This window comes from Xenophilus arseniciresistens, from assembly GCF_028023875.1.
Classification (GTDB): Bacteria; Pseudomonadota; Gammaproteobacteria; order Burkholderiales; family Burkholderiaceae_C; genus Xenophilus; species Xenophilus arseniciresistens.
The window spans coordinates 172,274-195,624 of the sequence record NZ_JAQIPB010000009.1; the positions used below are offsets into that span (position 1 = coordinate 172,274).

Here is a 23,351-nt window from a genome sequence, read left to right on the forward strand (position 1 = left end):
CGGCCAAAGCAGATCAGGGCCGGTCGCCCAGTGGCGTGTTCTGGCCGGGCGAGGGCTGCACCGAGCCGCGCGGCAAGCCGGGCGCCAGGCTGGGCCCGCCATGGCGGCCACCGCCTTGCCAGCCACCGCCCTGTTGGCGATCAGGACGATCGGGGCGGTCGTGCCGGTCTGGACGATCAGGGCGGTCGTGTCGCTCATGCCGATCGGGCCGGCCTTCGGGCCGCTGCGGGCGGGGCCGCTCCTGGTTCCAGTCGGGGCGCTGTGGCCGATCAGGCCGTCCCTGCCAGCCGGGCTGCGGGCGATCCGGCCGGTTGTTCTGCCAGCCCGGGTGTGGCCGGTCCGGGCGGTCGGGCCGATCCTGCCAGCCCGGGCGCGGCGGGGGTGGGCGCCAGTCGGGCCGCGGCGGGCGCGGCTGCCAGCCGATGGACGGTGGCGGCGGCGGACGCCAGCCGGCCACGGGCGGTGGCGGCCGGCGCTGGCCCCACCAGCGTTGCTCGCGGTACCAGGGCCGGTCGCGGTAGTGGTCGGCCCAGTAGTTGCCCAGCGAGAAGGCGATGATGGGCACGCCGATCATGGCGCCGTACTGCGCCAGCGGCACGGCCGTGCCGCCGCCCCAGGGATAGTCGAGCAGGCTGGCGGCCACCCAGCCGCGCAGGCCGTCGGGCAGCACCACGTCGCACCAGCCATAGCCGCTGGTGCAGCCCACCACCTCCAGCGGCTGGCCCGCGGCCAGTCGCACCACCACCGGGTAGTCGGTGGAAGGCCCGGCGCGCAGGTTGACGTTGTCGCTCACGTAGGCGGGCTCGGCCTGCGCCGCCAGCGGCAGGCTCAGGGCCAGCGCGGTGGCCAGCCAGGCGCCGTGCAGGCGCAAGGACAAAGGCATGAATTTCATGATGACAGCTCCTTGGGGCGCGCTTCTTGTCTGGTGCGCGTTGCCGCCAGCGTAGGCGCTGGGGGCGCCCTGTCAATCAGCGGCGCGCCCGGCCCCTGGGCGCATTCGGGCGCATTCCTTCACGGCGCCTCAAGCCGCTTCGCGGTAGAAGCGCCCCTGCACCAGCCCGCGCGGCGCCAGCGGTGCCACGGTCTGGCCGATGGCCGCGATGTGGTCGGGCGTGGTGCCACAGCAGCCACCCACGATGTTGACCAGGCCCTCGGCCGCGAACTCGTGCAGCAGCCTGGAGGTGTCGGCCGGCGTCTCGTCGAAGCCGGTGTCGCTCATGGGGTTGGGCAGGCCGGCGTTGGGGTAGCAGCTGATGAAGGTGTCGCCGGCCACGCGGTTGAGTTCCTGGATGTACGGGCGCATCAGCGCCGCACCCAGCGCGCAATTGAGGCCGACGGCCAGCGGCTGCGCATGGCGCACGCTGTGCCAGAAGGCCGTGACAGTCTGGCCCGAGAGGATGCGGCCCGAGGCGTCGGTCACGGTGCCGCTGATGAGGATCGGCAGGCGATTGCCGCTGGCCTCGAAGTACTCGTCCACTGCGAACAGCGCGGCCTTGGCGTTGAGCGTGTCGAAGATGGTCTCGACCAGGATCACGTCGGCGCCGCCCTCGACCAGCGCCTCGGCCTGCTCGTAGTAGGCCGCGCGCAGGGCCTCGAAGTCGATGTTGCGCGCGCCCGGGTCGTTCACGTCGGGGCTGATGCTGGCCGTCTTGGGGGTGGGGCCCAGCGCGCCGGCCACGAAGCGCGGCTTGTCGGCCGTGCTGAACTTGTCGCAGGCCGCGCGCGCCAGCCGGGCGCTTTGCAGGTTCATCTCGCGCGCCAGGTGTGCCATGTCGTAGTCCTCCTGCGCCACGGTGGTGGCGCCGAAGGTGTTGGTCTCGATCAGGTCGGCGCCGGCCGCGAGGTAGCCCTCGTGGATGTCGGTGATCACATCGGGCCGCGTCAGCGACAGCAGCTCGTTGTTGCCTTTCACATCCTTGTGGAAGTCCTTGAAGCGCTCGCCGCGGTACTGTTCCTCGGTCAGCTTGAAGCGCTGGATCATGGTGCCCATGGCGCCATCGAGGATGGCGATGCGCTTGGCCAGGATGGCGGGCAGTTGCTGGGCGCGGGTGTAGGCGGGCAGGGGCATGGGGTGATTGTAAAAACGCGAGCCCGGGCGCGTCGGCAGCAGGGTCGGCGGCAGGCTAGGATCGGACTCGATTCCCCGCGCATGAACCCTTCCGCCGCTTCCCCCTCCCCGCTCCAGCCCGGCCTCATGGTCCTGCACGGCAACCGCCCGGAGGACCTGCGCGCACTGCTGATCGCGTGGCTGCGCCAGCACCCGCTGGCGCCGCTGGAAAACGAGGTGGTGCTGGTGCAGAGCAACGGCATCGCGCAATGGCTCAAGCTGGCGCTGGCGGCGCACCCCGACGACCCCGCTGGCGGGGGGCTGGGCATCACGGCGGCCATGGAGCTGCAGCTGCCCGCGCAGTTCCTGTGGCGCGCCTATCGCGCCGTGCTGGGCCGCAGCGACGTGCCCGAGCGCTCGCCGCTGGACGAGGCGCCGCTCACCTGGCGCCTGATGCGGCTGCTGCCCACCTTGCTCGACGAGCCCGGTTTCGAGCCGCTGGCGCGCTTTCTGGCCGGGGGGGCGCCGGGCGCGGGCGACGAGGACATTCGCGCGCGCAAGCGCCACCAGCTCGCGCAGCGCCTGGCCGATCTGTTCGACCAGTACCAGGTCTACCGCGCCGACTGGCTGCAGGACTGGGCCGAGGGGCGCGACCAGCTGCGAACCCTGCGCCATGGCGACCGCCCGCTGCCGCCCGACCAGCGCTGGCAGGCGCAACTGTGGCGCGCGCTGCTGGCCGAGGTGGGGCCTGCGGGGCAGGCCGGCAGCCGCGCGGGCGTGCACCAGCGCTTCATCGCCGCGCTGGCCGATGCGCAACAACAAAAAGACGCGCCGCGCCCGCCCGCGCTGCCGCGCCGCGTGGTGGTCTTCGGCATCTCGGCCCTGCCGGCGCAGACCCTGCAGGCGTTGCAGGCCCTGGCCGGCCACATGCAGGTGATGCTCTTCGTTCACAACCCCTGCCGCCACCACTGGAGCGACATCGTGGCCGACCAGGACCTGCTGCGTGGCGCCTACAAGCGCCAGGCGCGCCGCCCCGGCATGCCGGCCGTGCTGGACGAAGCGGCGCTGCACCAGCACGCGCACCCGCTGCTGGCCGCCTGGGGCAAGCAGGGGCGCGACTACCTGCACCTGGTCGACAGCATCGACGAGCCCGACCGCTACCGCGCGGCCTGGCAGGGCGTGGGCGCGGGGCGCATCGACCTGTTCAGCGATGACGAAGAAGCGGCGCCGGGCCTGCTGCAGCAGTTGCAGGACGACATCCTCAACCTGCGCCCGCTGGCCGAAACGCGCGCGCTGTGGCCGGCCGTGGTGCCGGCGCAGGACGTGTCGCTGCGCTTTCACAGCGCCCATTCGGCGCAGCGCGAGGTGGAGGTGCTGCACGACCAGCTGCTGGCCCGCTTCGACGCCGACCCCACGCTGCAGCCGCGCGACGTGATCGTGATGCTGCCCGCCGTCGATGGCTACGCGCCGCACATCGAAGCCGTTTTCGGCCGCCTGCCGCGCAGCGACCCACGCCACATTCCCTACACCGTGGCCGACCAGGGCCAGCGCGGCCAGGAGCCGCTGCTGGTGGCGCTGGAGCTGTTGCTGCGCCTGCCCGAAAGCCGCCTGGCCGCCAGCGACGTGCTGGACCTGCTCGACGTGGGCGCGCTGCGCCTGCGCTTTGCGCTGGCCGATGAAGCCCTGCCCACGCTCAAGCGCTGGATCGCCGGGGCCGGCGCACGCTGGGGCCTGGACGCAGCGCAGCGCGAAAGCCAGGCGCTGGGCGCGGCCGGTGAAGTCAACAGCTGGCGCTTCGGGCTGGCGCGCATGCTGCTGGGCTTTGCCGTGGGCGAGGGCGAAGCGTTCGAAGGCATCGAGCCCTATGGCGAAGTAGGCGGCCTGGACGCCGCCGCGCTGGGGCCGCTGGCGGCCCTGCTGCGCGCGCTGGAAGAAACGCTGAACGGCCTGCAGGCGCCGGCCACGCCCACACAGTGGGCCGAAAGCCTGCGCGCGCTGCTGGCGCGCTTCTTCGCGCCGGCCGAGCCGCGCGAGCAGCTGCGCGTGCAGCAGCTTCAGCAGGGGCTGGACGACTGGCTCGACGAATGCGCCGACGCCGGCTTCAGCGAAGCGCTGCCGCTGGCCGTGGTGCGCGAGCGCTGGCTGGCCGCGCTGGAACGCCAGGGTCTGCAGCAGCGCTTCATGACCGGCGGCGTGAGCTTCTGCACCCTGATGCCCATGCGCGCCATTCCCTTTCGCGTCGTCTGCCTGCTGGGCATGAACGACGGCGACTTCCCGCGCCCTTCGGTGCGCGCGGACTTCGACCTCATGCAGGGCGACTGGCGCCCCGGCGACCGCTCGCGCCGCGACGACGACCGCTACCTTCTGCTCGAAGCCCTGCTCTCGGCGCGCGAACAGCTCTACATCAGCTGGGTGGGCCGCGACGTGCGCGACCACAGCGAGCGCGCGCCCAGCGTGCTCATCGGCCAGCTGCGCGACCATGTGGCTGCCGGCTGGCGCCTGGCGGGCCACGACGATCAGCCCGGTGCGCTGCTCGATGCCCTGCACACCGAGCATCCGCTGCAGCCCTTCAGCCCGCGCTACTTCACGCCCGGCGCGCCGCAGGCCCCGGCGCTCGACGGGCTCTACAGCTATGGCCGCGAATGGCAGGCCGCGCATGGCGACCAGGCCGCGCAGGCCGACGACGCGCTGCTGCTCCTGCCGCCGCTGCAACCCGAACGCCCGCTCTCGCTGCGCCAGTTGGCGGACTTCCTGGCCCAGCCCGTCGATGCCTTCTTCGCGCAGCGGCTGCAGGTGCGCTTCGACCCGGGCGAAGACGAAGCGCCGGACGAAGAGGTGTTCGCGCTCGACGGCCTGCAGAACTGGCAGCTCGAAGCCGAGCTGCGCGCCGCGCTGCAAAGCTGGGCCGACGCCCAGCCCACGCCTGAAGCCGCGCGCACGCGCATCGCCGCCGAGCTGGCCGCGCGCACCGGCCCGCTGCTGCGCGCCGGCCGCCTGCCACTGCAGGCCTTCGGCACTCTGGCGGCCGAGCGCCTGCGCCACGCGCTGCAACGCACGATGGCGCACTACCTCGAAGCGCGCGCGCGCTGGCCGCAGCCCGAGGCCCAGCCCCACATCCTGCGCTGGCAGGACGCGGCCAGCGGCCTGGCGATCGAAGACAGCCTGCCGCTGCGCCACCTGCCGGCTGAAACGCTGGCGCAGGCCGAAGACGATGCGCCCACGCCCGCGTGCATCGTGCTGGCCAGCGGCCGCCTGCATCGCGGCGATGAACTGAGCTGGCAGCACATCGTCCGGCACTGGCCCGCGCACCTGGCGCTGCAGATCGCGGCAGGCCCCACGCGCACCGTGCTGGCCAGCGAAACCGGCCTGGTGCGCCTGGCCCCGCTGCCGCGCGCGCAGGCGCAGGCCACCTTGGCCGCGCTGCTGCAGGGCTGGGCCCAGGGCATGCGCCAGCCGCTGCCGCTGGCCTGCCGCACCGGCTTCATGGCCCTGAACGAAGAAGGCGAAGCCGGCCGCCGCACGCGCCAGGCCTACGACGGCGACTTCCAGCGCAGCGGCGAGGGCGCGCGGCCCGCGCCCGCCCGCGTGTACGAGGACTTCGCCCAGCTGCTGGCCGTACGCGCGCCGCAGGGCGAAGGCAGCGCCTTCTGGCACTGGACGCAGCAGCTCTACCGCCCGCTGTGGGATGCGCTCGAAAGCGCCAGGCCGCCGCTGGCCGAATCGGGCGGCGGCGATGCTTCGGGGGCCGATGCATGAGCACCGTCCAGACCCTGGACCCCCTGCGCTTCCCGCTGCACGGCCAGCGCCTGATCGAGGCCAGCGCCGGCACCGGCAAGACCTTCACCATCGCACTGCTGTACCTGCGCCTGGTGCTGGGCCATGGCGGTGATGCAGCAGCCCCGCGCGCGCTCACGCCGCCCGAGATCCTGGTCGTCACCTTCACCGAAGCGGCCACGCAGGAGCTGCGCGAGCGCATCCGCGCGCGGCTGGACCAGGCCGCGCGCGTGTTCGCCGACGAGGCCCAGGAGCCCGACGCATTGCTGCTCGCGCTGCGCGCCGACCACCCGCGCGAGCAATGGGCCGCCTGCGCGCACCGGCTGCGCGTGGCCGCGCAATGGATGGACGAGGCCGCGGTGGCCACCATCCACGGCTGGTGCTGGCGCATGCTGCGCGAGCATGCCTTCGACAGCGGCAGCCTGCTGCAGCAGCAGTTGCAGACCGACCTGCGCGCGCTGCAGCGGCAAGTGCTGCACGACCACTGGCGGCGCCACTTCTACCCGCTCAACGCCATGGCCAGCCGCGCGCTGCTGAGCTGCTTCAAGACGCCCGAGGCGCTGTGGCAGGCCGTGCAGCCGCTGCTGCGCCGTGCCGACGCCGCGCTGCGCCACCAGGGCGCGCCGCTGGATGTGGGCAGCGACCCGCTGGCGCAGCTGCAGGCCCTGGGTGCCGCGCAGCAGCAGGCCGAGGCGCTGGAAGACGAGGCACGCCGCCTGTGGCGCCAGGACCGCGCGGCGCTGGAGCAGCTGTGGTGGGCCGCGCGCGCGCAGCTCAACGGCAACAGCTACCGCGGCAAGGACGATGACGCGATCTTCGCCAGCTGGCTGCAGGCCCTGGCCGACTGGAGCGCGGGCGGCGAGGCGCCCGAGAAGGTGGCGCGCTTCGGCGCGGCCGGCGCCAGGCTCAAGAAGGGCCATGCGCTGCCCGATCACCCGGCGCTGCACGCCATCGACGCCTGGCAGGCCGCGCAGTCGGGCACGGTGGACGATGCGCTGCGCGCGCGCCTGCTGGCCCATGCCGCGCGCGAGATCGCCGCCGCGCTGGCGCAGGAAAAGGCGCGCCGCGCCGAGCTGGGCTTCGACGACCTGCTGCAGCAGTTGGACAGCGCGCTGCACCGACGCGGCGGCGAGGCCCTGGCCGCGCGCATCCGCACGCAGTTCCCGGTGGCGCTGATCGACGAGTTCCAGGACACGGACCCGACGCAGTACCGCATCTTCAAACGCATCTATGACCCACCCCCTCCCCCTCTGGCAGAGGGCAGGGGTGAGGACAGCGCGCTGATCATGATCGGCGACCCCAAGCAGGCCATCTACGCCTTCCGCGGCGCCGACATCCGCACCTACCTGCGCGCGCGGCGCGACACGCAGGGAAGTCACTACGCCCTGGGCACCAACTTCCGCTCCACCGATGCCGTGGTCCACGCCGTCAACGCCTTGTTCCTGCGCGCCGAACAGGGCCCGCGCGGCGCCTTCCGCTTTCGCAGCGACGACGGCGACGACCCCGTGCCCTTCGTGCCCGTGCAGGCCCAGGGCCGCAGGGAGCATCTGCAGATCGACGGGCAGAGCGCACCCGCGCTCACGCTGTGGTCGCAGCTGCCTGAAGAGGGCGAGGCGGTCGGCATGGGCGTCTACCGCGCGCAGCAGGCCGAAGTGGCGGCCAGCGAAGTGGTGCGCTGGCTGGCCGGCGCCGCTGAAGGCCGCACCGGCTTCGTCGAAGCACACAAGCCCTTCAAGCCTCTGCGCCCCGCCGACATCGCCGTGCTGGTGCGCAGCCGCACCGAAGCGCAGGCCATTCGCGATGCGCTCTCGGCGCGTGGCCTGCGCAGCGTGTACCTGTCCGACCGCGAATCGGTTTTCGGCACGCCCGAAGCCGCCGACCTGCAGCACTGGCTGCGCGCCTGCGCCGAGCCGGCCGACGAAGCCCTGCTGCGCACCGCGCTGGCCACGCGCACGCTGGGCCTGTCGCTGCAGGCGCTGCACCGGCTGCGCGAGGACGAGGCGGCCTGGGAAGAGGTCGCGCTGCGCTTTCGCGAACTGCATGCGCTGTGGCAGCGGCGCGGCGTGCTGCCCATGCTGCACCAGCTTTTGCACGACTTCGGCCTGCCCGCGCGCTGGCTGGCGCAGGCCGAAGGCGGCGAGCGGCGCCTGACCAACGTGCTGCACATCGCCGAATGGCTGCAGCGCCGCGCGGTGGAACTGGATGGCGAACATGCGCTGCTGCGCGCCTTTGCCGAGCGCCTGGCCGACCCCGAGGGCGAGGAAGACGTGCTGCGCCTCGAAAGCGACGCAGCGCTGATCCAGGTGGTGACCATCCACAAGTCCAAGGGGCTCGAATACCCGCTGGTGCTGCTGCCCTTCATCGCGGCCTGGCGCGAATCGCCCAGGCAAAGCAGCCGCGCGCTGGACTTCCATGACGAGCAGCTCGATGCGCCCGTGATCGAGCTCGACGGCAAGGACGGCCACGCCGCCGCGCGCGCGGCCGAGGCCCAGCTGGCCGAAGACATGCGCCTGCTCTACGTGGCCCTCACGCGCGCGCGCCACGGCCTGTGGCTGGGCGTGGCGCCGCTGTGCAGCGGTGCGGGCAAGGCGATCGCGCTGGAGCGCGGCGCGCTGGGCCAGGTGCTCTCGCCCGCCACGCCCCTGCGCTCGCGTGCCGAGTACGAAGCCGCCCTGCAGGCGCTGGCCAGCGACTGCCCGGCCATCGCCGTGCAGCCCGCACCCGCGCCCGATGCCGCGCGCTGGCAGGCCCCGCGCGCGCCGGCCACGGGCCAGGCGCGCCGGCCCCAGCGGCGCGGCCATGCGCCATGGTGGATCGCCAGCTACTCCGCGCTGGTGCAAACGCTGGAGCCCGCGGCCATGATGGGCCTGCCTTTGCCCCAGGCGGATGCGCGGCTGCCCGAGCCCGAAGATGCGCAGCAGGCGCGCGCGCTCGAAGATGGCGCACCACCGCCCCCAGAGCCGCAGGCGGCGCTGCTCCCGGCCGTGGCCCCGGCCGCAGGCAGCGTCCACGCCTTCCCCAAGGGCGCAGAGCCCGGCAGCTTCCTGCATGGCCTGCTTGAATGGTGTGCGCAGCAGGGCTTCGGGCGCGTGGCCGGGCCAGGCGCGCAACAGCAGCAGGCGCTGCGCGACCTGATCGCGCGCCGCTGCCAGGTGCGCGGCTGGCAGGCCTGGATCGAGCCGCTGTGCCAGTGGGTGCCGCGCTGGCTGGCCATGACGCTGCCGCTGCACGATGCCGATGCCGGCCCCGCCGCCCTGGCCACGCTCACGCACTACCAGAGCGAGATGGAGTTCTGGCTGCCCGTGCCCGGCGTGGCCGCGCAGCAGATCGACGCACTGGCCCAGGCCCACTGCCTGCCCGGCCTGCCGCGCCCCGCACTGGCGCCCACGCAGATGGCCGGCATGCTCAAGGGCTTCATCGACCTGGTCTTCGAGCATGAGGGCCGCTGGTGGGTGGCCGACTACAAGTCGAACTGGCTCGGCCCCGACGACGCGGCCTACGACAGCGCGGCCCTGCAGCAGTCGCTGCTCGCGCATCGCTACGACGTGCAGTACCTGCTCTATCTTTTTGCCCTGCACCGGCTGCTGGCCACGCGCCTGCCCGACTACGACTACGAGCGCCATGTGGGCGGCGCCGTGTATCTCTTCCTGCGCGGCGCCGATTCGCCCACGCAGGGCGTGTTCGCGACCAAGCCGCCGCTTGCCTTGATCGAAGCGATGGACGAACTCTTTGGCGTGGTGGGAACGGAGGCGGCGCCATGAGCCAGTTCGATCTGTTCGATGCGCTGCCTGAAGAACCGGCGCCACCAGAGGCCGGCGATGTGCCCGTCCTGCTGGCCGCCCTGGACCAATGGGTGATCGACGGCTGGCTGCGCGAGCTGGACCGCAGCTTTGCGCTCTTTTTGCAGCAGCTCGATCCGCGTGCCGATGTGCCGCTGCTCCTGGCCGCCACCTTGGCCAGCCACCAGCTGGGCCGCGGCCATGTGTGCCTGGACCTGGAGGCCGCGCTCGCGCAGCAGCAGTTGAGTCTGGCGCTGCCGCCTGAGTCGTCGGCGCGGCGCGATGCGCCCCCTGGCCCTGAGCCATGGCTGCGCGCGCTCAGCCTTTCGCGCTGGCGCGCCGCGCTGCTGGCCAGCCCGCTGTGCGCCGATGGCGACGTGCAAGGCGGGGCCGGCGCCACGCCGCTGGTGCTCAGCGGCCCGCGCCTGTACCTGCGCCGCTACTGGCAGTACGAGCGCGAGGTGCGCCAGGCCATCGCGCAGCGCCTGGCGCCCGCGCCCGTGGCAACAGCCCAGCGCATCCGTCCGGTGCTGGACGCGCTCTTTGGCGGCGCGGCCGAAGCAGGCAGGGAAGACTGGCAGAAGATGGCCTGCGCGCTGGCGCTGCGCCAGCGCTTTGCCATCGTCACGGGCGGGCCGGGCACCGGCAAGACCACCACCGTGGTGCGCCTGCTCGCGCTGCTGCAATCGCTGGCGCAGGGCGACGAAGCGCGCGGCGATGCGGGCGGTGCCCTGCGCATCCAGCTGGCCGCGCCCACGGGCAAGGCCGCGGCGCGGCTGTCCGATTCGATCCGCGGCGCACTCGACCGCCTGCCCTGGGAACGGCTGCCGCACGGCGCCGCCGTGCGCGCGCAGGTGCCCGACCAGGCCAGCACCCTGCATCGCTTGCTGGGCAGCCGGCCGGACAGCCGGCGCCTGCGCCACCATGCGGGCCACCCGCTGGCGCTGGACGTGCTGGTGGTCGACGAAGCCTCCATGGTCGACCTGGAGATGATGCATGCGCTGCTGCAGGCCCTGCCGCCGCACGCGCGGCTGGTGCTGCTGGGCGACAAGGACCAGCTCGCCTCGGTCGAAGCCGGCGCCGTGCTGGGCGAGCTGTGCCGCCGCGCCGAGGCCGGCCACTACGACGCGGACACCGTGCAGTGGCTGCAAGCCAGCAGCGGCCAGCAGCCGCCCGCCCCTCTGTGCGACGCCACGCAGGGCCAGCCGCTGGACCAGGCCGTCGCCATGCTGCGCGTGAGCCACCGCTTCCATGCGGGCAGCGGCATCGGCCAGCTGGCGCGCGCGGTGAACGAAGGCCGCGCGGCCGATGCACGCGCGCTGCTGAACCAGGGCCTGGACGACTTGCGCGTGTGCACGCTCAAGACTGCGCCTGCGGCCGGCCAGGGCGACGACGCGCTGCGCCAGCTGGTGCTGGCCGACGCGCTGCCCGGCGCTGCGAGCCCGGGCCCGGTCGGCTGCGCGCACTACCTGCGCCTGATGCGCGACACCCGTCCCGCGCCGCAGGCCCCGCGCGCGCACTGGGACGCCTGGGCCGCGCAGCTGCTGCAGGCCGCGGGCCGCTTCCAGCTGCTGGCGGCGCTGCGCGAAGGGCCCTGGGGCGTCAACGGTCTGAACCTTTGCGTGGCCGAGCTGCTGCATGCGGCCGGCTGGCTGCAGGGCACGCAGGGCTGGTTCGCGGGCCGGCCCGTGCTGGTCACGCGCAACGACCATGCGCTGGGCCTGATGAACGGCGACGTGGGCCTGGTGCTGGACCGCCCCGCGCGCTTTGTGGGCGACGCGCCCGACGCCCTGCCCGATGCGCAGGCCGGCCTGGCGCGCCGCGTGGCCTTCGCCGCGGCCGATGGCAGCGGCGGCGTGCGCTGGGTGCTGCCGGCGCGGCTGTCCTCGGTCGAAACCGTCTTTGCCATGACGGTGCACAAGTCGCAGGGCTCCGAGTTCGAGCACACGGCGCTGGTCCTGCCCGACCAGCCCAACCCCGTGCTCACGCGCGAGCTGGTCTACACCGGCATCACGCGCGCCAGGCGCTGGTTCACGCTGGTGGCCAATGCCCGGGGGCGCGCGGGCGTGCTCGAGGGCGCGATCGCGCGGCGGGTGCTGCGGGCCAGCGGGCTGGTGGATGACGCGCGCTGAGCGCGGCGGGCGGGCGCCGGCGCTCTGGAGTGCTCTTTCTTCAGGCGCCGGCCGGCTGCGGCGCGTGCGCAACCTCGATGGTGACGTGCGCCAACTCATGGATCGGCGCCAGCAGTGACTTGTAGTCGTCCACGCGGCGGGGCTGCGCCGCGCTGAGCGACACGATCGCCGCCAGATGCCCAGGCCCCACCTGCCAGACATGCAGGTCGTGGATGTCGGCGCCGCTGCCGGCCAGCGCGTCGCGGATCTCCTGCGCGACTTCGGCCGCCTCCGAGGGCGCGTCCAGCAGCACCCTGCCGGCATCGCGCATCAGGCCCCACGACCAGCGCAGGATCACCAGCGCGCCCACCACGCCCATGAGCGGATCGGCCCAGAGCCAGCCGTAGCTGCGGCCCAGCAGCAGGGCCACGATGGCCAGCACGGAGGTCAGCGCGTCGGCCAGCACATGGATGTAGGCCGCGCGCAGGTTGTTGTCGTGCCCATGCCCGTGATGATGATGATGATGATGATGGTGGTGGTGGTGATCGTGGCCGTGATGGGCATGCGAAGGCTCGCCGGCAAGAAGCCATGCCGAGACAAGGTTGACCGCCAGTCCCGCGCTCGCCACCGCGATCGCCTGGCCGAAGCGGATCGGGATCGGATCGACCAGCCGCAGCATGCTTTCGTAGCCGATCAGCAGCGCGATGAGCGCCAGCACCACGGCACTGGCAAAGCCGGCGAGGTCGCCCAGCTTGCCCGTGCCGAAGGCGAAGCTCGGGTCGCGCGCATGGCGCCGGGCGTAGCGGTAGGCCAGCGCCGTGATCAGCATGGCCCCGGCATGGGTGGCCATGTGCCAGCCGTCGGCCACCAGCGCCATCGAGCCGAGCAGCGCGCCGCCGACGATCTCTGCCAGCATCATGCCGGCCGTCAGCGCGATGACCAGCCACACGCGGCGCTCGTTGTGCCGGTGCCCGGCGCCCAGGTAGAGGTGTTCGTGTGGCGCCGAAAAGGGCGCGCGGTGCGCAGCGGTATCCATGGCAGCTCAGGCAGTCCGGGGAACTATATCAACCGTGCGTGCGCCTGCATGGCCCGCCCGGTCGTGGCCCTGGCGCAATGGCAAGATCGCCGGTCTGCGCGGCCCGACGCCGCGCCATCTGCCCTCATCTGCCCGGATGGCTTGCCCTTGTATGACGATGAACCCCAAGCTCACCCTTGAACTGCAGCGCCTGTTCCTGCTGCCCGCCAGCCACGCCGAGGGCGCGCCTCTGGCCCTGGCCGATGCCGGCGGCCGCGTGCGCGCGGCGGTGCTGGGGCTGCAGCGGGCGCCCGACTGGGGCGTGCTGGGCCGTGTCTGGCACGGCGTACAGGCCGAGCTGGGCCTGCCGGCGCCGGGCATCGCGGTTTCCGGCGTGGACCAGATGCAGCTGTGGTTCTCGATGGCCGCGCCCGTGCCGGCCGCGCAGGCCCAGGCCTTCCTGGAGCGCCTGTGCCAGCGCTTCATCGCCGATGTGGAGCCGCGCCGGCTGCGGCTGTGGCCCGCGGCGCAGGGCGGCGAGCCCCCTGCGCAGGTGCCCGCCCTGCAGGACACGGGCAACTGGTCGGCCTTCGTGGCACCCGACCTGGCGCCGGTGTTCGGCGACACGCCCTGGCTGGACATCGAGCCCAATGAGGAAGGCCAGGCGCAGCTGCTGCGCGTGCTGGCGCCCATCCCCCCGGCAGACTTTGAAGAAGCGATGACGGCGCTGCGCGCGCCGGATTCAAGCGCTGCGCAAGCGCCGGCACCGGCCGTCAAGGCCCCCACGCCGCCTGAGCCCGCGCAATCCGCCCAGGCCCAGGCGCGCGCCTTCCTGCTTCACACCATGAACGACGACAGCGTGGCGCTGGCCCTGCGCATCGAAGCGGCCAGGGCATTGCTGCTGCAGCAGCAAACCTGAATCGGCCGCGGCCGCTCAGGCGCGCCCGGGCACCGCCTGCTGCGGCATATCCGGCGGCTGCCCGCGCGCCGCATAGCGCCGCGCCACCACGGCGCACACCATCAGCTGCATCTGGTGGAACAGCATCAGCGGCAGCACGATGGCGCCGGCCACGTTGGCGGCGAACAGCACGTTGGCCATGGGCACGCCGCTGACCAGGCTCTTCTTGGAGCCGCAGAAGACGATGGCGATCTCGTCCTCCTTCGAAAAGCCCAGGCGCCGGCAGCTCCACATCAGAAGGCCCATCACCAGCGCCAGCAGCAGCGCGCAGATCAGCGCCAGGCCGGCCAGCGCCGGCAGCGGCATCGACGACCACAGCCCGTCGATCACCGCATGGCTGAAGGCCGCATACACCACCAGCAGGATCGAGCCCTGGTCCACCACCTTGAGCAGCGAAGCCCGGCGCTTGACGAAGCCGCCGATGCGCGGCTGCAGCAGATGGCCCAGGATGAAGGGCACCAGCAGCTGAAGCGCGATGCGGCCCACGGCCGACAGCGGGTCGCCCATGCCCGCGCTCTGGCCCAGCAGCAGGCCCACCAGCAGCGGCGTGAAGACGATGCCCATCAAGGTCGAGCCCGAAGCCGCGCAGATGGCCGCCGGCATGTTGCCGCGCGCCATGGAGGTGAAGGCGATGGAGGACTGCACGGTGGACGGCAGCGCGCACAAGAAGAGCACGCCGATGTAGAGCTGCGGTGTGACCAGCGGCGACAGCAGCGGCTTGAGCGCCCAGCCCAGCAGCGGGAACAGTACGAAGGTGGCGCCCACCACCATCAGGTGCAGCCGCCAGTGGCCGATGCCGGCCAGGATGGCTGGGCGCGACAGCTTGGCGCCGTGCAAGAAGAACAGCAGGCTCACCGCCACCGTGGTCAGCCAGCCCAGGCCCTGCGCCGCCCGCCCGTGGACGGGAAAGAGGCTGGCCAGGGCCACCGTGCCCAGCAGCATGAGCATGAAGTTGTCGGGAAGAAAGCGCGGTCTTTGCATGCCCCCGATTGGAACCAGCGCGCAGTCAAAAGAGAAATTGATTTGACTGATCTATTTATGATTCAAACTCATGAATGTGACCTTGCGCCAGCTCCAGGTGTTCCAGGCCGTGGCGGCCACGGCCAGCTTCACGCGCGCGGGGGCGCAGGTGGGCCTCACGCAGCCGGCCGTCAGCCGCTGCATGCGCGAGCTGGAACTGCAGATGGGCGTGAAGCTGCTCAACCGCAACACCCGCGAAGTGGTGCTGACCGAGGCCGGCCGCAGCCTGGCCGGCGGCCTGCAGGGCGCGCTGGACGAGCTGCACGCCGTGCTGCAGGGCGTGCAGGGTCTGGTCACGCAGCGGCGCGGCCGCGTGCGCGTGGCCAGCAGCCCTACGCTGTCGGCGCACCTGCTGCCGGCCTGCATCGCGCGCTGCCGCGACGAACACCCCGAGCTGCAACTGGTGGTGCTCGACCGCATCCAGCAGCAGACCTTGCACAGCGTGCGCCTGGGCGAAGTGGACTTCGGCGTGGTGGTGGACCCGGGCGAGCGCGAGGACCTGCATGCGCAGACCATCCTGACCGAATCCTTCTGCCTGGTGCTGCCGCGCACGCACCGGCTGGCGCGCAAGCGCCAGTTGCGCTGGGCCGAGCTGGCCGGCGAGCCGCTGGTGCTGCTGGACGCGGCCTCGGGCAGCCGGCGGCTGATCGACCGCGCGCTGGCCGAGCAGGGCGTGCAGGCCCATGTGGTGCAGGAGGTGGGCCATGCCACCACCATCTTCCGCATGCTCGAAGCGGGGCTGGGCCTGTCGGTGGTGCCGCGGCTGGCCATCGGGCCGGGCGACCTGGGCGAAGCGCTGGTCCAGCGCCCGCTGCTGCCGCGCGTGCAGCGCGAGCTGATGCTGGTGCACCGGCGCAACCGTGCGCTGGTGCCCGTGGCCCAGGTGGCCTGGGAGCTGATCGCGCGCGTGGCCGGCGAGCTGCAAACGCGCGAGCGCTGAGCGCGCAGCCACGACGTATGCTCACAGCCCGCCCATGACCCGCCTCAAGCTCGATTCCGCCACCGTCCAGCTGGTGCTGTGCATTGCCGAAGAAGGCAGCATCTCGCGTGCCGCCGACCGGCTCAGCCTGGCCGCGGCCGCTGCCTCCAGGCGCGTGAGCGATCTGGAGCAGCAGCTGGGCGCGCCGCTGTTCACGCGCGTGGCCCATGGTGTGAAGATCACCGAAGCCGGCAGCCGGCTGCTGGCGCACATCCGGCAGATCGACCACCTGATCGACCGACTGGAAGAAGACGCGGCCGTGCTCAGCAGCGGCCACGATGCGCGCGTGGTGATCGCGGCGCCCAAGGCCGCCATGATCCAGTTCCTCGCGGCCGACCTGGCCCGGCTGCGCCAGGCCTATCCGCAGATCACGCTCAAGGTGATCGAAGAGAACAGCCGCATCGTGCAGCAGCTGCTGCGCGACCGCGTGATCGACATCGGCATCTATGAGAAGACCAGCGGCTTTCTGGACCTGCCGCAGTTCGACTACCGGCACGACGAGCTGGTGCTGGTCTACAGCCGCGCGCACTACGCCTTCGGCGGCGAGGCGGTGGGCATCGACGCGCTGCTGGAACTGCCCATCGTGACCCTGGGCAAGGGCTCGGCCGTGCTCACGGCCATCCAGCGCGGCTTTCGCAGCCGCGGGCGCGCGTTCTCGACACAGCTGATCACCAGCGGCTTCGATTCGATGCTGGCGCTGGTGCGCCACGGCCTGGGCGTGGGGCTGATGCCGCCGGCCGTGCTGCACAGCCTGCACCCTGAAGCCGGGCTGGGCACGGTGGCGCTGGAGGGGGACTGGGCGCGCCGGGCCTATGTGCTGTCGGCCGCGCTGGGGCATGCCCAGCAGCAGGCGCTGCAGAACGTGCTGGCGCTGCTGCGCGAGCCGCCGCGCTGAACCTGGCCGCCGCGAGCCTTCGCGGTTTGCGAATCCAGGCATGTCCGCCGCGCCATTGCGGCGGTCGCGCTGCTGCCGGACAGTAGCGCCACAACGACCGGAGACACCCTTGAGACGCCGAACCTTCCTCGCCTGCAGCGGCGCCGCCGCGCTGGCGACTGCCCATCTGTCGCCTGCGGCTTCGCAGTTGCCCAAAGGCACCGTCAAGATCTATGTGGGCTGGGCGCCCGGCGGCGGCACCGACGTGTTCGCCCGCATCGTGGGCCAGAAGCTGTCGGAGTTGTGGGGCCGGCCCGTGGTGATCGAGAACAAGCCCGGCGCCACGGGCGCACTGGCGGCGGACTTCTTCGCCAGGTCGCGCTTCAACGACGGCCTGAACCTGCTGATGGCCCACGTGAACACGCACGCCATCTCGCCGCAGATCTTCAAGAGCATCACCTACGACCCGCTCAAGGACTTCGCGCCCATCGCGCTGGTGGGCGCCACGCCGCACCTGCTGGTGACGAACGGCAAGACCCCTGCGGCGTCGGTGCAGGAGGTGGTCGAGCAATGCCGCAGGAGCGCCGAGCCGGTGAGCTTCGGCTCCTCGGGCGCGGGCTCGGTGCAGCACCTGGCCGCCGCGATGTTCGGCCTTGCCGCGGGCGTGAAGACCCTGCATGTGCCCTACAAGGGTTCGGGGCCGATGCAGACCGACCTGATCAGCGGCCAGATCGACTACAGCTTCGACACCATGACCTCGGCCGCGCCGCAGGTCAACGGCAGGAAGCTGCGTGCGATCGCGCAGACGCGCCTGACGTGCGCCAGCGGCTTCCCCAACGTGCCGACCATGGACCAGCAGGGCTTCAAGGGTTTTGATGTGTCCAGCTGGTACGGCGTGGTCGGCCCCAAGGACATGTCCAGGGCGCTGGCGCAGCAGATCAATGCCGACATCGACAAGGTGCTGGCCATGCCCGATGTCGTCACCCGTTTCGACGGCTACGGCGTGGAGGGCGGCGGCGGCTCGGTCGACAAGTTCGCCGCCTTCATGGTGGACGAGTACAGGAAGTGGGGCGAGGTCGTGCGCGCCGCCAAGGTCACGGAGGAAAGCTGAATGAACGAAAGTCGTCAACTGCCGCTGCAGGGCATCCGCGTGCTGGACGTGAGCCAGGTCATGGCCGGGCCCTTCGCCTGCATGATGCTGGCGGACCTGGGCGCCGACGTGATCAAGGTGGAGCCGCCCGAAGGCGACCAGACCCGCGGCGCGATGGGCTTCAAGATGAAGGGGCCCGACAGCATGGGCTTCCTGAACATGAACCGCAACAAGCGCTCGGTGGTGCTGGACCTCAAGTCCGACCAGGGCCGCGCCGATTTCTACGCGCTGGCCAGGACGGCCGACATCATCGTGGAGAACTACCGCCCCGGCGTCGTGCAGCGCCTGCGCATCGACTACGAATCGATCCGCGAGATCAACCCGAAGATCGTCTACGCCAGCATCTCGGGCTTCGGCCAGAGCGGCCCGTGGGCGCAGCGCCCGGGCTTCGACCTGATGGCCCAGGCCATGTCGGGCGTGATGAGCGTGACGGGCTACCCCGGCGAAAAGCCGGTCAAGGCCGGCGTGCCGGTGGCCGACATCGGCTGCGCGCTGTTCGCCACCTGCGGCCTGCTGTCGGCCTACATCGGCGCGCAAAAGAGTGGCGTGGGCCAGCACATCGACGCCTCGCTGTTCGACGCGGCGATGGCCTTCTCGGTCTGGGACATGTCGGAGTACTGGGGCACCGGCAAGGCGCCCACGCCGCTGGGCACCAGCAACAAGATGAGCGCGCCCTACCAGGCCGTGAAGGCGCGCGACGCCTACTTCGTGATGGGCGCGACCAACCAGAAGCTGTGGTCGCGGCTGTGCACCTTGCTCGAACGCCCGGACCTGGTCGAGCACCCCGACTACGCCACCGTGGCGCTGCGCCTGCGCAACCGAGAGGCGCTGATCGATGCGCTGGAGCATGAGTTTGGCCAGCGCGACAGTGCCGACTGGATCGAGGCCATGCTCGCCGCGGGCATTCCGGCCGGGCCCATCCTGTCGTACCCGCAGGCTTTTGAAGGCGCGCACGGCACGCACCGCCGCATGAGCATGGAGATCGACCATCCCATCGAAGGCAAGGTCAAGAACATCGGCTTTCCCGTCAAGCTGCTGGGCACGCCGCAGCAGGTGCGGCGCCACCCGCCGCTGCTGGGCGAGCACACGCAGGAGATCCTGGCCGAGATCCGCGCCACCACGGGCGCAAAGGCCGCTGCATGAGCCAGGCCGATTGCGTGGAACTCACGCTGGGGCCGCAGGGCGTGGCGCAGATCGTGGTCAACCGGCCGCAGCAGCACAACGCGATGTCCATGCCCATGTACGGCGCGCTGCTGGCGCATCTGCAGCGCTGCGCGCAGGAGCCTTCGGTGCGCGCCGTGCTGTTCAAGGGCACGGGCGGCAAGTCCTTCATCTCGGGCACCGACATCTCGCACTTCGCCGACTTCGAATCGGGCGAGCAGGGTCTGCGCTACGAGGCGCACGTTGAGGAAGTGGTTGGCGCAGTCGAGCGCCTGGGCGTTCCCACCATCGCGGTGGTGCAGGGCTGGGCCGTGGGCGGCGGCCTGGCCATTGCCACGGCCTGCGACTTCCGCCTCTGCAGCGAAGGCTCGCAGTTCGGCGCGCCCATTGCCAAGACGCTGTCGAACACGCTGTCTGCGCGCAACATCGCGCGCCTGGTCGCGGCCTTTGGCGTGCCGCGCGTCAAGCGCATGCTGATGCTGGCCGAGTACCTCTCGGCGCCAGAAGCGCTGGCCTGCGGCTATGTGCTGCAGGTGTGCGAGGGCGCGCAGCTGGACGATGCGGCCCAGGCGCTGGCGCAGCGGCTGATCGGACTTTCGAGCGTGACGCAGATGGCCGTGAAGGAAAGCCTGCGTCGCCTGGTGCAGGAGCACAGCCTGGCCGACGATGACCTGGTGCAGCAGGTCTACGGCAGCCAGGCTTTCAGGGATGGCGTGGCGCGCTTCAACGGCGCCGCCGGCCGCTCCAGGAGGCCCTAGCCCAGCACCTTCCCCGGGTTCATCAGCCCCTTCGGGTCCAGCGCGGCCTTGATGGCGCGCATGGCGGCCAGCTCCTCCTGCGTGCGGCTGGCGCCCAGGTAGGGTTTTTTGTGCGTGCCGATGCCGTGCTCGGCCGACACGCTGCCCTGGAACTGCGCCACCTTGTCGTAGACGATGCGCTCCACCCCGGCCTCGTCATGGTCCACGGTCGCGCCATCGACCGAGAGGTGCAGGTTGCCGTCGCCCACGTGGCCGAAGAACACCGCCGTGTGGCCGGGCCAGCGCGCATCAAAAGTGGCGCGGCACTGCGCGGCGAAGCGGCCGATGTCGGCCAGCGGCAGGCTCACGTCGAAGTTGATGGGCGGGTGCATGTGGGTGGGCAGCTCGGCCGTGGCCTCGCGGATCTTCCAGAGCGTGCCGGCCTGGGCCTGCGACTGGGCGATCACCGCATCCTGCGCCAGTCCGGCTTCCATGGCCTCGCCCAGCAGTTCTTCCAGCGCGGCGCGCAGCCCCGCTTCGTCGCTGCCGGCCACATCGACCAGCGCCACGAAGGCGTGGGGCTGGTCGAAGGGTTCGCGCAGCGACTGCCATTTCAGCGAGGCCTCGACGAAGTCGCGCCACATCAGCTCGAAAGCCGCCACGCTGCCCGCAAAGCGCTGCTGCAGCCGGCCCAGCAGCGTGAGCGCGGCCTCGAAGTCGGCCAGCGCCACCAGCGCCGTGACCTTGGCGGCCGGCGCCGGGTGCAGGCGCAGCACGGCGCGGGTGATCACGCCCAGCGTGCCTTCGGCGCCGATGAACAGCTGCTTCAGGTCATAGCCGGTGTTGTTCTTGAGCATGGGCCGCAGCATGGGCAGCACGGTGCCGTCGGCCAGCACCACCTCCAGCCCCAGGCACTGTTCGCGCATCATGCCGAACTGCAGCACGCCGTTGCCGCCGGCGTTGGTCGAGAGGTTGCCGCCGATCTGGCAGGAACCGCGCGCGCCCAGGTCCACGCCAAAGAGCAGCCCCTGCGCGCCGGCTGCCTCCTGCACGGCCTGCAGCGTGGCACCGGCCTGCACCGTGAGCGTGGCGGCCGCGGCGTCCACGCTTTCAATCGCGTTCATGCGCTCCAGCGACAGCGCGATGCCTTGGGCATGCGGCACGGCCGCGCCGGCCAGGCCCGTGAGGCCGCCTTGCGGCACCACAGGCACGCCCTGCGCATGGGCCAGTCGCAGCACGGCCGCCACCTCGGCCGTGCTGCGCGGGCGCACCAGGGCCAGCGGCTGCACGGGTGGCGCGCCGCTCCAGTCGCTGTGGTGGCGCGGCGCGATGGCCTGGCCGGTCTGGACGGCATCGGCGCCCAGCGCCTCGGTCAGCGCCTGGAAGAAGGAAGAGGGAAAAGAGGACATCGTCGGTGCGTTCATGAAAGCGGCCATGCAGGTTCCGGGCCGCGCGAAGCGAGCGCGCAGTCTAGGGGGCCGCGGCCAATGCCCCGGGCTGAAGCTGCGTCTGACACCGTTCCGTCACAAGTGATTCCTAGACTGCCCGCGCCCGTCGACGCATCGACATCACACAACGCAAGCCCCATGAGCAAATCGATTTCGGACAAGATCGTCCGCAACCAGAGCGCGAACGAACCCTTCAGCGCGATCCTCGAACGCAACCTGTCGCGTCGCGCCATGGCCCGTGGCGGCCTGGGTGCTGCACTGGCCACCATGGGCCTGACGGCTTGCGGCGGTGGCGGTGGTGGTGGCGGCTTCCCCTTCATTCCCCCGGCACCCGCGCCTTCGCCGGCACCGGCACCTTCGCCCGCACCGGCGCCCGCACCGGCACCCGAAGTCAAGCTGGGCTTCGACTCGCTGCCCACCTCGATGACCGACGCCTGCGTGGTGCCGGCCGGCTACGTGGCCCATGTGCTGGGTGCCTGGGGCACGCCGCTGAACGACGACGCCGCACCCTGGAGCAAGGACGGCCTGAACTCGTCCAACGACCTGCTGAACTCCACCGGCATGCACCATGACGGCATGCACTTCTTCCCCCTGCAGGGCAGCTCGACCGAAGGCCTGCTGGTGGTGAACCACGAGTACATCGACCAGAACGCCCTGCACCCGGCCGGCCCCACCTCTGTCGACGGCAAGCGCCCGACCGAGGAAGTGCGCAAGGAAATCAACGCCCACGGCGTGGCCGTGCTGCACATCAAGCTCGACGGCAGCCGCTGGGACATCGTCAAGAACTCGCGCTACAACCGCCGCTTCACCTCGGCCACGCCGATGGAACTGGCCGGCCCCGTGGGCCGCACCGACTGGGTCAAGACCCCCTTCTCGCCCAGCGGCAGCAAGGTGCGCGGCACCAACAACAACTGCGGCAACGGCTTCACGCCCTGGGGCACCTACATCACGGCCGAAGAGAACTGGGCCGCCTGCTTCGTCAACAAGGGCACCCGCCCGGCGCACCAGACGCGCGTGGGCATCGGCTCCACGCTGGGCCGCTACCAGTGGGAAACCGCCGGCGAAGCCACCGACACGACGGGCGAGTTCCGCCGCTTCGACGTGACCCCCACGGGCGCATCGTTCCTGGAAGACTGGCGCAACGAAGCCAACGGCTTCGGCTACCTGGTCGAGATCGATCCCTACAACCCCGACAGCATCGCCACCAAGCGCACCTCCATGGGCCGCTTCGCGCACGAAGGCGCGGCCTATGGCACGCCGGTCGCGGGCAAGCCGCTGGCCTTCTACAGTGGTGACGACTCGCGCTTCGAGTACGTCTACAAGTTCGTCTCCGAAGCCGTGTGGGATCCGGCCGATGCCAACCGCACCGACCGCCTGGCCGTGGGCGCCAAGTACCTGGACAAGGGCACGCTGTACGTGGCGCGCTTCGACGACGCCGGCAAGGGCGTGTGGCTGCCGCTGACGCCCGAAGGCGCCGGCAAGGACGGCGGCAAGCTGGGCGACCAGTACGCCACCCAGGCCGAGATCCTGATCAACACGCGCGGCGCGGCCGACTTCGTGGGCGCCACGCCCATGGACCGCCCCGAGTGGACGGCCGTGCACCCGACCAACGGCGACGTCTACCTGACGCTGACCAACAACAGCAGCCGCAACGCCACGACGGGCACCAACCCCGCCAACCCGCGCCTGAACAACGTCAACGGCCACATCATCCGCTGGCACGACGATGCCGAGTCGAACGAGTTCCAGTGGGAAATCTTCGTCTTCGGTTCCGACGCTGCGGCCGATGCCGACACCAACCGTTCGGGCCTGACGGCGCTGAACCAGCTGGCCAGCCCCGACGGCATCTGCTTCGATGACCGCGGCATCCTCTGGATCCAGACCGACAACGGCATCGACGGTGGCCGCAACAACGCCGTGGCCCGTGCCACCAACGACCAGATGCTGGCCGTGGTGCCCAAGGCGCTGGCGGCCGACGCAGGCGTCGGCCCGGCGATCAACAAGGACAACCAGGCCGAGCTGCGCCGCTTCTTCGTCGGCCCCAACGAGGCCGAGATCACCGGCTTCGCCTACACGCCGGACCACACGACCATCTTCCTGAACATCCAGCACCCGGCCAACTGGCCGGCGTACGAGACGGAAGATGCCACGGCCCTGCCCACCGGCACCGTGCGCCCGCGCGCGTCCACCGTGGTGATCCGCAAGGCCGACGGCGGCCAGATCGGCGTCTGAGGCGACACAGGACAGGCGCAAGCGCTCTTCACCGCGCGCTTCTTTCCTGCATCAAGGGCCGTGCCT

General features: G+C 71.5%; 15 protein-coding genes. 10 read left to right on the top strand and 5 right to left on the bottom strand.

The window, feature by feature from the left end:
- Positions 1-13 precede the first annotated feature (13 nt).
- Both PGB34_RS18580 and PGB34_RS18585 read right to left on the bottom strand, forming a co-directional pair.
- Positions 14-892, bottom strand: coding sequence for an SH3 domain-containing protein (locus PGB34_RS18580; RefSeq protein WP_271429596.1), 879 nt, complete (start codon positions 890-892; stop codon positions 14-16).
- A 129-nt stretch (positions 893-1,021) separates the two neighbouring features.
- The gene (locus PGB34_RS18585; RefSeq protein WP_271429597.1) at positions 1,022-2,068 is read right to left on the bottom strand and encodes a homocysteine S-methyltransferase family protein; all 1,047 of its coding nucleotides are present in this window, start codon (positions 2,066-2,068) and stop codon (positions 1,022-1,024) included.
- Positions 2,069-2,149: 81 nt separating this feature from the next.
- Here PGB34_RS18585 and recC point away from each other — a divergent pair, with 81 nt between their 5' ends.
- From recC to recD, 3 genes are read left to right on the top strand one after another with little or no spacing between them, the layout of a single operon-like run.
- Positions 2,150-5,803 carry an exodeoxyribonuclease V subunit gamma gene (gene recC, locus PGB34_RS18590; protein ID WP_271429598.1) on the top strand — a complete coding sequence of 1,218 codons (3,654 nt, stop codon included), beginning with the start codon at positions 2,150-2,152 and terminating at the stop codon, positions 5,801-5,803.
- Entirely contained in the window at positions 5,800-9,582 is a 3,783-nt protein-coding gene (gene recB / locus PGB34_RS18595; RefSeq protein ID WP_271429599.1) for an exodeoxyribonuclease V subunit beta, read from the top strand. The genes recC and recB overlap by 4 nt, the downstream gene beginning before the upstream one ends.
- Positions 9,579-11,732, top strand: coding sequence for an exodeoxyribonuclease V subunit alpha (gene recD, locus PGB34_RS18600; RefSeq protein WP_271429600.1), 2,154 nt, complete (start codon positions 9,579-9,581; stop codon positions 11,730-11,732). Before recB ends, recD begins: the two co-directional genes overlap by 4 nt.
- Before the next feature lie 40 nt (positions 11,733-11,772).
- Here recD and dmeF read toward each other — a convergent pair whose 3' ends face one another.
- A complete protein-coding gene (gene dmeF, locus PGB34_RS18605) occupies positions 11,773-12,747 on the bottom strand; it encodes a CDF family Co(II)/Ni(II) efflux transporter DmeF (RefSeq protein WP_271429601.1) in 975 nt (324 codons plus the stop codon).
- 151 nt (positions 12,748-12,898) lie between these two features.
- Between dmeF and PGB34_RS18610 the strand changes: the two genes are divergently transcribed.
- Positions 12,899-13,645: a hypothetical protein gene (locus PGB34_RS18610; RefSeq protein ID WP_271429602.1), complete on the top strand. Its 747-nt coding sequence runs from the start codon at positions 12,899-12,901 to the stop codon at positions 13,643-13,645.
- Between the two features lie 15 nt (positions 13,646-13,660).
- Here PGB34_RS18610 and PGB34_RS18615 read toward each other — a convergent pair whose 3' ends face one another.
- Complete coding sequence (locus tag PGB34_RS18615) at positions 13,661-14,665, bottom strand: bile acid:sodium symporter family protein (RefSeq protein WP_271429603.1); 1,005 nt, start codon at positions 14,663-14,665, stop codon at positions 13,661-13,663.
- A gap of 70 nt (positions 14,666-14,735) precedes the next feature.
- Here PGB34_RS18615 and PGB34_RS18620 point away from each other — a divergent pair, with 70 nt between their 5' ends.
- The 5 genes from PGB34_RS18620 to PGB34_RS18640 all read left to right on the top strand — a co-directional run bounded on the left by PGB34_RS18620 (position 14,736) and on the right by PGB34_RS18640 (position 19,626).
- On the top strand, positions 14,736-15,644 hold the full coding sequence (locus tag PGB34_RS18620) for a LysR family transcriptional regulator (RefSeq protein ID WP_271429604.1): 909 nt from the start codon (positions 14,736-14,738) through the stop codon (positions 15,642-15,644).
- A 34-nt stretch (positions 15,645-15,678) separates the two neighbouring features.
- Positions 15,679-16,578 carry a LysR family transcriptional regulator gene (locus PGB34_RS18625; RefSeq protein ID WP_271429605.1) on the top strand — a complete coding sequence of 300 codons (900 nt, stop codon included), beginning with the start codon at positions 15,679-15,681 and terminating at the stop codon, positions 16,576-16,578.
- A 109-nt stretch (positions 16,579-16,687) separates the two neighbouring features.
- Positions 16,688-17,668: a Bug family tripartite tricarboxylate transporter substrate binding protein gene (locus PGB34_RS18630; RefSeq protein ID WP_271429606.1), complete on the top strand. Its 981-nt coding sequence runs from the start codon at positions 16,688-16,690 to the stop codon at positions 17,666-17,668.
- Entirely contained in the window at positions 17,669-18,850 is a 1,182-nt protein-coding gene (locus tag PGB34_RS18635; protein ID WP_271429607.1) for a CaiB/BaiF CoA transferase family protein, read from the top strand.
- Complete coding sequence (locus PGB34_RS18640) at positions 18,847-19,626, top strand: enoyl-CoA hydratase (RefSeq protein ID WP_271429608.1); 780 nt, start codon at positions 18,847-18,849, stop codon at positions 19,624-19,626. The genes PGB34_RS18635 and PGB34_RS18640 overlap by 4 nt, the downstream gene beginning before the upstream one ends.
- On the opposite strand, the gene PGB34_RS18645 is transcribed toward PGB34_RS18640, so the two are convergent.
- A complete protein-coding gene (locus tag PGB34_RS18645; protein ID WP_271429609.1) occupies positions 19,623-21,014 on the bottom strand; it encodes an FAD-binding oxidoreductase in 1,392 nt (463 codons plus the stop codon). The two genes, PGB34_RS18640 and PGB34_RS18645, sit on opposite strands and share 4 nt — an antisense overlap.
- A 177-nt stretch (positions 21,015-21,191) precedes the next feature.
- Between PGB34_RS18645 and PGB34_RS18650 the strand changes: the two genes are divergently transcribed.
- The gene (locus tag PGB34_RS18650) at positions 21,192-23,285 is read left to right on the top strand and encodes a PhoX family protein (protein ID WP_271429610.1); all 2,094 of its coding nucleotides are present in this window, start codon (positions 21,192-21,194) and stop codon (positions 23,283-23,285) included.
- Positions 23,286-23,351: the final 66 nt, after the last annotated feature.